Genomic DNA, 11787 nt, shown 5'->3' with positions numbered 1-11787 from the left:
CCGACGCGAGTCAGCGTAGAGAGTGGCGCATTTGGGTTCCTGTTTATCGCGCGGATTTTCACCTGCAAAAGTAACACGGAAGAGAGGCATCGAGCTACGACATGAAAAAGAGGAAGGTGCTGGTGATAGACGACCACCTTCCCTCCAGAGCTTTCCTGGTCAAGGCTTTGAACGAGAAAGGGTTTGGAGTCGTCGGCGAGGGGGCGAGCGGCAAGGGCGCGCTCAAACTGACGCAGACGACCGATCCCGATGCCGTTCTCATGTCCGTAGGGCTACCGGATATCGACGGCATCAGCGCGGCAGAGACCATCATGGAGGAAAACCCGCTGCCCATCGTTCTGCTCACGAGCCACTACGATGCCGAGACGATCGAGCGGGCCAAGGAAGCCGGCGTGATGGCCTATCTGCTGAAACCGCTGAGAGAAGAGGAGCTTCTTCCCACGACGGAGCTGGCGATCTCGCGCTTCGAGGAATTTAACTCGCTCAGAAAAGAAAACGAGGACCTCAAGAAGACGTTGGAGGCGCGCAAGGCGATCGAGCGGGCGAAGGGCGTCTTGATGAAACAACAGGGTCTATCCGAGCCGGAAGCTTTTTCGCTGATCCAAAAAAAGAGCATGGACTTGAGAAAGCCCATGGCGGAGATCGCCCAGGCGATCATCCTGACGGAAGAGATAAGAAAGTAAAAGCCTAGCGCAACCTGGATCAAATATTCGGAGCCGCGATATCATCGTCGATATCGCTGGCCAGGCAAAGGCGCCGATTCCCCTCGGGGATGAAGCGCTTTTCTATTTCACGCGAGCCCAAGGAGACGCGATGCCAAGAAGTAAGGATTCGAAAAAGACGAACTCTTCCGCGACGGAAACAGCGCTCGACCGGGCCGTCGAGCGTGCCGTCGAACAAGCCGTCTTCGGGGGCGACTTAAGACGCCGCGAATTTCTCCGTCTGGCCGGCACCGGCACGGTGCTGGCGATTCTCAATCAAGTTTTTCCTCTCTCGGCCGCCAAGGCGCTGGCGCAGGAGAAAACTGGTCCGATCGAAAAGAAAGATCTCAAAGTCGGCTTCATCCCGATCACCTGCGCCACTCCGATCATCATGGCCGAGCCGATGGGCTTCTACAAAAAGCACGGCTTGGACGCGCAGGTTTACAAAGCGTCGGGCTGGGCGATGATCCGCGATCTCGCGATCAACCGCGAGACCGACGCGACCCACATGCTGACGCCGATGCCGCTCGCCTTCACGATGGGCGTGGGCTCGCAGACGGTGCCGTTTGTCATGCCGGCGGTGGAAAACATCAACGGCCAAGCGATCACGCTGCATAAAAAGCACAAGGGCGTCAAGAGCGCCGCAGAGATGAAAGGCTTCAAGTTCTGTGTGCCGTTCGACTACTCGATGCACAATTTCTTGCTGCGCTACTTTCTCGCCGAGGGCGGCGTCGATCCCGACAAGGACGTCCAGATCCGCGTCATCCCGCCGCCGGAGATGGTCGCGAACTTGAAGGCCGAGAACGTCGACGGCTACCTCGCGCCGGACCCGTTCAATCAAAGAGCCGTCTTCGAAGAGGCAGGCTTCATCTTCATGCTGAGCAAAGACATCTGGCCGGGACATCCCTGCTGCGCGTTCGCCGCGCGTAAAGATTTTTCGGAAAAATATCCCAACACGTTTCAGGCGCTCTTCAAGGCGATCGTAGAAGCGACGCAGTACGCGCACAACCCCGCCAACCGGAAAGAAATCGCCAAAGCGATCGCGCCGCGGAACTTCTTGAACCAGCCCGTCGAGGTCGTGGAGCAAGTCTTGACCGGCGAGTTTCCCGATGGACTCGGCAACGTGCGCAAGGTCCCCGACCGGATCGACTTCGACCCGTTCCCATATCATTCCATGGCGATCTGGATTCTCACCCAGATGAAGCGCTGGGGATATATCAAAGGCGATGTGAACTACCAGAAGATCGCCGAAGAGGTTTACCTTGCATCGGGCTGCCGCGAGGTGATGAACTCGCTGGGTTACAAGACGGCGGCCCAGAATTCGACCAAACATAACTTCTTGCTGGGCAAGACCAAGATCTTCGATCCCGCCAAGCCGGAAGATTACGTCAAGTCCTTCGCCATTCGCCGGGCGTAAATATGAACGGCACAAGAACGATGACGAAAACGAAAGAGCGCCAGAAAGTCTGGCTGGCGTCGCTGGTTTTCCTTTTGGTCTTTCTTTTCTTCTGGCAGGCGGGCACCAAGCCGTCGGTCGGCGGCAGAACCGAAGGGCTGCCGGGACCTGTCGCCGTGGCCGAGCGAGCCTGGGAGATGATTTCGAATCCATTTTACGATCGAGGACCCAACGACAAGGGCATCGGCATCCAGCTTTTCTACAGCCTCGGCCGTCTGGCTGCCGGCTATGCCGCGGCTTCGATCGTGGCGATTTTTTTGGGCGTCGTCCTCGGCCTTTCGCCGACGCTTTACCGGGCGGTCAATCCATATATCCAGATCCTGCGGCCGATCTCGCCATTGGCGTGGATGCCGCTCTTTCTCTACACCATCAAGAACTCGGCCTGGGCCGCGATGATGGTCGTGTTCATGTCGTCGATCTGGCCGACCCTCGCGAACACCGCTTTCGGCGTCGGCAGCATCAAGCGCGACTACTTGAACGTCTCCGCCTTGCTCCAGCTTTCCTGGCTCAGCCGTTTTTTCAAGGTAATCTTGCCGGCGGCGGCGCCGGCGATCGTCGCCGGGCTCAGGATCTCGATCGGCGGCGCCTGGATCGCCGTGGTCGCGGCCGAGATGCTGATCGGTGGCACCGGCATCGGCTACTTCGTTTGGAACGAGTGGAACAACCTGCAGCTCACCAGCGTGATCTTCGCCATCCTCACGATCGGCTCCGTGGGAGTGCTGCTGGACGCGGGCTTCGCGCGCCTGGCAAAAAAATTGAGCTACGCGGAGTAGGCATGGCTTTTCTTCAAATCGAAGCCGTCTCCAAGTACTTTCCCGGCTCCAACGGCCATGGCAACGTCTGCGTCTTTCGCGACGTCAACTTCCGCATCGAGAGAGGAGAATTTGTCACCATGGTGGGCCACTCGGGCTGCGGCAAGACGACTCTGCTCAATATCATCGCCGGATTCGAGAGCGCCAACGACGGCGGTATCATACTCGACGGCAAAGAGGTGACCACTCCCGGGCTGGATCGCATGGTCGTGTTTCAAAATTTCTCCCTCATGCCGTGGATGACCGTGTTCGAAAACATCCGCATCGCCGTGCGCGCGGCCTATCCCGATTGGCCGCGCGAGCGCGTCGCCAAGTACGTGCAGCAATATATCGACATGGTCGGCCTCACGGGTTCCGAACAGAAGAGGCCGGCGGCGCTTTCCGGCGGCATGCGCCAGCGGGTGGGCCTGGCGCGCGCCTTCGCCGTGCAGCCGAAGGTCTTGCTCCTCGACGAGCCGTTCGCGCAGATTGACGCGCTGACCCGCGGCGCGATCCAAGAAGAGCTCGTCCGCATGTGGACGGCGACCAAGAACACGGTCTTTATGGTCACGCACGACGTCGACGAAGCGATTCTACTCTCGGACAGAATCGCGCTGATGACGAACGGTCCGGAGGCGAGATTGGCCGAGATCATCGAGGTTCCGATCCCGCGACCGCGCACACGCGAGACGCTGATCGAGGAGCCGGAATATGGCCGGATCAGGAGACATGTTCTCGACTTCTTAATCGAGCGCTCGAAGAAAATTCAAGAGGAGAGCAAGTCGGCGGTCGAACCAAGCTCGGTTGACTGCCGAGCAAGCCTTATTCTAGACGCCTAAAAAAAATCCATGACGGGGAGGTTGTTCCAATGGCGGTTCAAACAGTCATAACCCGTGAAGAAGCCACGGCTCAGGTGCTCGCGGCGAAAAAACTCAAAGGCCTGACGTTCGAAGAGATCGCGCGGGCGGTGGGCCGGGACAAGGTATGGACCACGGCCGCGCTGATGGGGCAGCATCCGCTGTCGAAAGACGAGGCGGAAAAAGCGGTCAAGGTGCTCGGCCTCGGCGAAGACGCGGTCGGCGCCGTGGCGGCGGCGCTGCAGGAAATTCCCATGCGCGGCTCTCTCGACACCGCCGTGCCGGTCGATCCGACGATCTATAGATTCTACGAGCTGATTCAAGTTTACGGCCCGACGATGAAGGCGCTCATCCACGAGATGTTCGGCGACGGTATTCTCAGCGCGATCGATTTCGAAATGGACATACAGAAAAAACCCGATCCCAAAGGCGACCGGGTCGTCATCACCCTCAACGGCAAGTTTCTCTCCTATAGAAAGTGGTGATTCTATCCGCATAGTCCCTGGGCAGGAGCTGATTGAAAAGTAGGCATCGCAGCAACGCATCGAACAAGGAGTGCGCGAAAATGCCCCGGATTTCATAGAAACGGCACTGGCATAACGCTTGCTCCACTAGCACTCAGGCAGCGAAGCTTCACGAGCAAAGGCGCTCATCGGAAACGATGAAGCGCTTTTGTTTTTAGGGAAAGGAGAACGAACATGGCCGCGGTGATGACGCATGCAAGATCGGTAGCGCAGAAAATATTCGACAACATCATTTTTCTCGAAGACGTCTTCGGCGACAGGGAGGACGAGGAAATCCCGGATATCCCCGTGCTCGAGCTGGCCAAATCGTTTGAGCTGAGGGAGTTCGGAAGTCGCGCAGTTACCGTGGACACGCCGCGAGGATGATCGCAAAGGGAGTTGAAGGGAGGCTGACAACGCCAAAAACTTGATAGCAGGGGAAATGTTCGGTTGCGGCGCGGCGACCGAAAGTTACGGCAAGGGCGCCTGGCTCGGGAGAGTTCAGGCGCCTTCGTTTTTTTCGGCAAACGACATGAACAAGATCGAAGAATACAAGAGAGAAAAAGACGGCCTCGACGTTCTTCACGACATTCCGCGCTACGCGGAAGAAGGATGGGAGGCGATCAGCGACGGCGATCGCGAGCGGCTCAAGTGGACCGGAATTTTTTTTCGCAAGCAGACTCCCGGCCGCTTCATGATGCGCATCCGCATCCCCAACGGCATCACGAATGCCGCGCAGCTCCGTACCATAGGAGGAATCAGCGGCAAATTCGGCAAAGGCTTCGCCGACATCACGACGCGCCAGCAGATGCAGCTCCGCTGGTTCGCGATCGAGGACGTGCCGGAGATCTGGGCTCGGCTCAAGGACGTGGGACTCGTCTCGCTCCAGACCGGCATGGATAACATCCGGAACGTCGTCGGCTGTCCCGCGGCCGGGATCACGCCCAACGAACTCTTCGACGCGTCCCCGGTCGCACGCGCGTTCACCGACATGTTCGTCGGCAACAAGGCGTACACGAACCTGCCGCGGAAGTTCAACGTCGCGATCACCGGCTGCCGGGAGAACTGCACGCACGGCGAGTCGCAGGACATCGCGCTCACGCCCGCGAGCAAGATCATCGACGGCGTGGAGGTGAAAGGTTTCAACGTCGCTGTCGGCGGCAAGATGGCCTCGGGCGGCTACCGTATCGCCTCGCCGCTCGATCTCTTCGTCACGCCGGAAGAGGCGCCGGAGATTTGCGGCCTGATCGTTTTTATTTTCCGCGATCATGGTTTTCGCGAGTCGCGCGCCAAGGCGCGCCTGGCATTCCTGATCGAAGACTGGGGCGTGGGAAAATTTCGCCGCGAGCTCGAGCGCCGAGCCGACCAACCGCTCGTCCAGGCGGGCAAGGACGAACGGATGAAGCAGCACACGGATCACGTCGGCATCTTTCGCCAAAAACAGCCGGGGCTCAACTACGTCGGCCTCGCCGTGCCGGTCGGGCGCATCACGACAGATGAGATGCTCGAAGTCGCACGCCTGGCCGAGACTTACGGCAGCGGCGAAGTTCGCATCACCGTCGAGCAGAATCTCATCATCCCCAACGTGCCGGACGAAAAGATCGGCGCGCTCACCGCCGAGCCGCTGTTGAAGGAGCTCCGCTATGATCCGTCGGAGATCATGCGCGGCCTCGTGAGTTGCACGGGCATGGACTACTGCCACTTCGCCTTGATCGAAACGAAGGAGTTGGCGCTCAAGACCGCACGTGAGTTGGAGCAGCGGCTCGGGAAGACCAAGCCGGTTTCCATTCGTTGGTCGGGTTGCCCGGCGGGATGCGGCAACCACGCCGTCGCCGACATCGGCCTGCTCGGAAAAAACATCAAGCTCAACGGCGAAGTCGTTGAGGCGGTGGACGTCTTCACCGCCGGCGCCGCGGGGCCGGAGCCGAACGCTCCGATCAAGATCATGGAAGACGTGCCGTGCGTCGATCTTCCGGCGGCGCTCTCGGGACTCGTGCGCCACGGCGCGTTCAAAACCATGCGCCAGCAGCTCTGGAAGATGTCCCAACCTCCGGCCGAATTCGCCGCTCCGGCGGAAGTCAAAAAGCCGGCGCGCCCGGTGATCCGCCCGGACGACATTCCCGAAGGCGCGGCGAAGATGATCCGCGTGAAAGGAGAGGAAATGGCCGTCTTCAAGCACAACGGAAAAGTCTATGCGATCCAAAACATCTGCCCGCACGAGGGCGGTCAGTTATCCAAAGGCTGGCTCGAAGGCGGCGAGGTCGTCTGCCCGCTGCACGGGTACAAGTTTGCTCTCAAAACCGGCGCGTGCTCGACGGACCCCAAGCTCAAGGCGAAAATATTTAAACTCGTCGCCGAAGGCAACGGCTTCACTATAACGGAATGAAAGGAATCGAATGCGACGAGGAGACATCAAGAAGTTTTTCCAGGCCGGCCACTTCGGGACGCTCATCAGCGCTTTTCTTTACTTCGACGTGAGCTTCATGGTTTGGGTCATGGTCGGCGCTCTGGGAGTTTACATCGCGGAAGATTTTTCGCTCACTGCCGCGGAAAAAGGCTTGTTGGTGGCGGCGCCGATTTTAGGCGGCTCGCTTCTCCGCCTTCCGCTTGGCTTGGCGGCCGATTTTTTCGGGCCCAAGAAATCGGGATCGGTCGGGTTGGCGCTGACTTTGATTCCTCTTCTCTGGGCCTGGCTCGGAGGTGGAAGCGTAGAGCAGATGCTTTTCATCGGTTTGATGCTCGGCATCGCGGGCGCAAGCTTTGCCGTCGCGCTGCCCATGGCGAGCCGCTGCTATCCGGCGCGCTATCAGGGATTGGTCATGGGCATCGCCGGCGCCGGCAACAGCGGCACGGTGATCGCCGCGCTGCTCGCGCCGCGTCTCGCTGAACGATTGGGCTGGCATGCGGTCTTCGGCGTCGCCACTCTGCCGGTTCTTCTCACTCTGGCCATATTTTGTTTAGCCGCCAAAGAACAGACGACGCGGCAGCCTTTGCAAAGATTCTCCGCATACCTCGCGGTGCTTAAAGAGGCCGATACTTGGTGGTTCAGCCTTTTCTACATGGTAACGTTCGGCGGCTTCGTCGGTCTGGCGAGCTTTCTGCCGGTTTTTTTTCACGACCAATACGGAGTGAGCAAAGTGGCGTCCGGAGGTCTCACTGCGCTTTGCGTTTGCGCCGGAAGTTTTTTCCGTCCGCTGGGCGGACTGTTAGCGGACCGCCTCGGCGGCATTCGGGTGTTGATGGCTTTGTATGCGCTCGTTGCCGGGGTCGTTCTGCTTCTCAGCCGGCTCCCGCCGCTGTCATGGGCTACGACGTTGTTGTTCGCGGGCATGGGTGTGCTCGGCATGGGAAACGGCGCTGTGTTCCAAATTGTTCCGCAGCGCTTCAAAAATGAAATCGGCGTCGTGACCGGGTTGGTCGGCGCCGCCGGCGGCTTGGGAGGTTTTCTACTTCCTTTTCTCCTCGGCCTCTCCAAAGAATTCACGGGATCCTACGCCGCCGGGTTTGTTTTTTTGGCGGCGGCAACTCTGTTCTGCCTAGCTTTGCTCGCCTATGTCCAGAGAGATTGGCGGCGCGACTGGGCGCAGGAAAAAGTCGGCGTCGCGTTCTGACCGGGCCTGAGAGAAAGAGCGGATGGAAAGAGTCAAAAACGGTAACGTTGAGCGCTGGGTGAAATCCTATTGCCCTTACTGCGGCGTGGGCTGCGGCCTTCTTGCCTGGCTGAAGGATGGCGCCGTCGCAAGAATCAAAGGCGATCCAGATCATCCGTCGAGTCTGGGCGACCTCTGCGCCAAGGCGGTCTATCTGCCGGAGAGTTTGAAGACGCCGGATCGCTTGCTCTACCCTCAGATGCGCCGTTGCCAGGACGGACCTTTCACCCGCGTTTCCTGGGACGCGGCGCTCAAGTTTCTCGCCCGTAGGTTTCGCGAAATTATCGCCGAGCACGGGCCGAACGCGGTCGCTTTCTATGGCTCGGGGCAGCTTACGACCGAAGAATATTACGTCGGCAACAAGCTCGCGAAAGGTTTTCTCGGGACCAATAACTTCGACACCAATTCCCGCCTCTGCATGGCGTCGGCGGTGGCCGGCTACAAGACTTCCCTCGGTTCCGACGGCCCGCCGGCCTCCTACGCCGACCTCGACCTGGCGGATTGCTTTCTGCTCATCGGCACCAATACCGCCGACTGCCATCCCGTCGTCTTCAAAAGGATCAAGCGCAGAAAGATGCAGGACCCCGACGGCGTCGTGGTGATTGCGGTCGACCCGCGCCGGACGGAGACCGCCGACTTCGCCGATCTTCACCTGCCGATTCGGCCCGGCACGGACATCGCGCTCTTGAATAGCATGCTTTGCGTGCTGATCAACGAAGAGCTGATCGATCTCGGCTTCGTCATGAAACATACGAAAGGGTTTGCCGATACGATTGCGATGGCGGAGAAGTATCCGCCCGCGGTCGCGGAAAAAATATGCGGCGTCCCGGCGTGCCTTATAGAAGAAGCCGCGATGATCTTCGGGAAATCGGAACGGGCGCTCACCCTCTGGAGCATGGGGGTGAATCAGAGCACGGTGGGCGTCAGCAAGAACAACGCCATTCACAACCTCCATCTCGCGACGGGAAAAATCGGCAAGCCCGGCTGCGGCCCGTTTTCCCTGACGGGCCAGCCCAACGCCATGGGCGGCCGCGAGGTCGGCGGCATGTCCCAGCTTCTCCCCGGTTACCGCGAGGTTTCCAACCCGATTCATCGCGCGGAAGTCGCGCGCTTTTGGGGAATTCCCGCCGAACGGCTGTCGCCGGCGGCCGGCCTTTCGGCTCTCGACCTCTTCGAAGCCATGGAGCAGGGAGAGGTCAAGGCGGTCTGGATCATGTGCACCAATCCGGCCGCTTCCGCGCCGGATATCGATTTTATCGAGAAGGCGCTGAGAAAGGCCGAGCTGGTCGTCGTGCAGGACGCCTATCATCCGTCCGGGACGACGCAGTTTGCCCACGTTCTTTTGCCCGCCGCGCAGTGGTCGGAGAAAGAGGGCGTGATGACCAACTCGGAGCGGCGGATCACTTACATGCCGAAGCTCGTCGATGCGCCGGGCGAAGCGCTGCCGGATTGGAAAATCCTCACTCGCTTCGCGCGCGAGCTGGGGTTTGAAGCGGCTTTTCCGTACGAGTCGGCCGAAGAAATTTTCGCCGAGTTTGCTCGGCTTACGCGCGGGACGATGTGCGATTATTCGGGTGTGACTTACGACCGTCTAAAAAAAGGCCCGCTCCAATGGCCCTGTCCGGCCGAGGCTCATCCGGGCACGGAAAGACTCTATGCCGATTTCAGCTTTCCTGATTCAAACGGCCGGGCGAACTTTATCGCCGTCGATCACCAGGAGCCGTTCGAGCCGCCGGACAAAGACTATCCGCATATTCTTACGACGGGACGAGTGAAGAATCAGTGGCACACCATGACCCGAACCGGCAAAGTCGAGGCGCTCAGGAAAATGTGTCCAGAGCCGTACCTGGAGATGAACCCGTTGGACGCAAAAAATTGCGCCATCGTCGACGCCGATTTTGTCGAAATCGTTTCCCGGCGGGGGAAGGCGGTAGTTCAGGTCCGCGTGACCGCCGAGACCCGGCCGGGGACTTGTTTCATGCCCTTTCACTGGGGCAGACAGTTTGGCTTTTATAAGGCGGCGAACAACCTGACCGTGACCGCCAGAGACCCCCTCTCCAGGCAACCGGAGCTCAAAGCATGCGCGGTAAGGGTGAGAAAAATGTCAAATTTCCTAGAGGGTGACATGTGAGTGCCGCAGGCCGTTCCCACCATGCCTAACCTGTAGGCTGAGCCTGCTTAAAGAGGCGGCATGTTTTCCCCAGACGAAAGTAAAAACTGTTGCAGTTATTAGACTTTTAAGGTAGGTTCGCCGGGCATAGAAGTTGCGTTCTAATCAACGGTCGAAGGCGATGAGGCCTTCAGAACCGCGTAAAAATAGGCAAGGGCGCCTGGTTATTTTGTATAGGTGCCTTTTCTTTTATCGGAAGTCTGTTAATCGTTGATAGGCGGATTGGCCGACATCTTATCTGAGGGAGGGGTGTTCAGATGAAGAAGAATGTTATGTGGGCGGTCTGGGCGATGGCGTTGTCGTTGTCTACAGCGGCTCCATCTTTTGCCGATGAGCCGAAGCCGCTTGAGCCAGGGTTGCTGAGCCTGGACGGCAGTGTCGGCTTGCTCGACAAGGGGATTGCGGAAGGCAAGGGGAATATCGAAAAGGCGCTGGGCATCGGCATCAGCGGGTTTTTTGACACGAGCTACACCTATAGCTCCAACCATCCGAAAAATCCGGCTAGCATCAGCGGCAGGTATTTCGACAAAGACCATAACAAAGTCGTCTTCAACGCTTTCAACCTCACCATCGAAAAGCCGGAGAAGGACTGGGGCATCGGCTTCAAGATTGTCGGCGATTTCGGTCGCTCCGGGGAATTGCTCCGCGAGGCGACGTTGTGGGGCCCCAGACTTCATCAGGAACCTTCCGCCGAACTGCGCGAAGCGTTCCTCACCGCGACGATTCCCATAGGCGAGGGACTTCAAGTGAAGGCCGGAAAATTCGTGACGCCGCTCGGAACGGAAATCTTGCTCGCACCGGGAGCGTACAACGATAACATCTCCCGTTCCTACGCGTTTAATTTTGCCGTGCCTTTGACGCACCTCGGCACGCTTTTCACCTACCCGTTTCTAAAAAGTTTCAGCGCCAGCGCCGGACTGGTTACCGGCTGGGACAATCCCGCCGACAACAACAATTCGCCGTCGTTTTTGGGCGGCGTCAATTTTACTCCCGTCGACGCTTTCGCGCTGGCGAGCAATATTATCGTCGGCAAAGAATGGATAGGGGCCATCAATGCCCCGACCTTTAACGGCGGCACCCGGGTGGTTTGGAGCAATGTCGCCACGCTGAAGCCGATCGATCCCGTGACGATGTATCTCGAATACACGATGGGTTACGAGAAGGACGCGCTGACGCCTCTCGGTGTCAGGAACGCATGGTGGAACGCCTTTGCCGGGATCCTCTCCTATGGCTGGACCGATCGCTTCAACACGGCCATCAGGGCGGAGTACTTCAGGGACAGCAAAGGCGCCCGGACCGGCGTCAACGACGCCGACCTGGGCGAGATCACGCTGACGGCGGCCTATAAATTCACGGCCAAGCTTCTCGGCCGGGCGGAAATTCGTCAAGATTGGGCCGATCAGGCCGTCTTTAAAAAAGGCCGCGCGAACGCCGACAGCGCCCAGACGACTTTCGCTTTGCAGGCGATCTACGGCTTCTGATTAGTTTCTCAAATTTCCCGCCCAGCGCAGTGGCTCCTGAGGAGAATTGACTTTTCCTCCTCGGCGAGCCACTGTTATTTTCCAGCAGCTTAAAACAGTCTCGCCTGTTTATATCGCACATGATCGAGGAAGAAAGCAGCGGGTCCGGCTCTGTACGAGGAATTTTGAGCCGGCCTCT

10 protein-coding genes are annotated in these 11787 nt (G+C 58.9%); all 10 read left to right on the top strand.

What is annotated here, in order from left to right; genetic code table 11:
• Nucleotides 1-101: 101 nt before the first annotated feature.
• The 10 genes from VGL70_00370 (at nucleotide 102) to VGL70_00325 (ending at nucleotide 11609) form a co-directional block, all read left to right on the top strand.
• Nucleotides 102-683, top strand: a complete 582-nt coding sequence (locus VGL70_00370; protein ID HEY3301966.1) for a response regulator — start codon at nucleotides 102-104, stop codon at nucleotides 681-683.
• 130 nt (nucleotides 684-813) lie between these two features.
• Entirely contained in the window at nucleotides 814-2118 is a 1305-nt protein-coding gene (locus tag VGL70_00365) for a CmpA/NrtA family ABC transporter substrate-binding protein (protein HEY3301965.1), read from the top strand.
• A 2-nt stretch (nucleotides 2119-2120) separates the two neighbouring features.
• Nucleotides 2121-2930, top strand: a complete 810-nt coding sequence (ntrB, locus tag VGL70_00360) for a nitrate ABC transporter permease (protein ID HEY3301964.1) — start codon at nucleotides 2121-2123, stop codon at nucleotides 2928-2930.
• A gap of 2 nt (nucleotides 2931-2932) precedes the next feature.
• On the top strand, nucleotides 2933-3787 hold the full coding sequence (locus VGL70_00355; GenBank protein ID HEY3301963.1) for an ABC transporter ATP-binding protein: 855 nt from the start codon (nucleotides 2933-2935) through the stop codon (nucleotides 3785-3787).
• Between the two features lie 29 nt (nucleotides 3788-3816).
• A complete protein-coding gene (cynS, locus tag VGL70_00350; GenBank protein ID HEY3301962.1) occupies nucleotides 3817-4290 on the top strand; it encodes a cyanase in 474 nt (157 codons plus the stop codon).
• A 213-nt stretch (nucleotides 4291-4503) separates the two neighbouring features.
• Nucleotides 4504-4695: a hypothetical protein gene (locus VGL70_00345; GenBank protein HEY3301961.1), complete on the top strand. Its 192-nt coding sequence runs from the start codon at nucleotides 4504-4506 to the stop codon at nucleotides 4693-4695.
• A gap of 55 nt (nucleotides 4696-4750) precedes the next feature.
• Nucleotides 4751-6694, top strand: a complete 1944-nt coding sequence (locus VGL70_00340; protein HEY3301960.1) for a Rieske 2Fe-2S domain-containing protein — start codon at nucleotides 4751-4753, stop codon at nucleotides 6692-6694.
• 10 nt (nucleotides 6695-6704) lie between these two features.
• Nucleotides 6705-7919, top strand: coding sequence for a nitrate/nitrite transporter (locus VGL70_00335; protein HEY3301959.1), 1215 nt, complete (start codon nucleotides 6705-6707; stop codon nucleotides 7917-7919).
• Nucleotides 7920-7941: 22 nt separating this feature from the next.
• Entirely contained in the window at nucleotides 7942-10089 is a 2148-nt protein-coding gene (locus tag VGL70_00330) for a nitrate reductase (protein HEY3301958.1), read from the top strand.
• Between the two features lie 296 nt (nucleotides 10090-10385).
• Nucleotides 10386-11609: an outer membrane beta-barrel protein gene (locus VGL70_00325; protein HEY3301957.1), complete on the top strand. Its 1224-nt coding sequence runs from the start codon at nucleotides 10386-10388 to the stop codon at nucleotides 11607-11609.
• Nucleotides 11610-11787 lie beyond the last annotated feature (178 nt).

Source organism: Candidatus Binatia bacterium (assembly GCA_036504975.1).
Taxonomy (GTDB): Bacteria; Desulfobacterota; Binatia; order UBA9968; family UBA9968; genus JAJPJQ01.
Note: the sequence above shows the minus strand (reverse complement) of the source record. Positions and strands in the feature narration are given on the sequence as shown.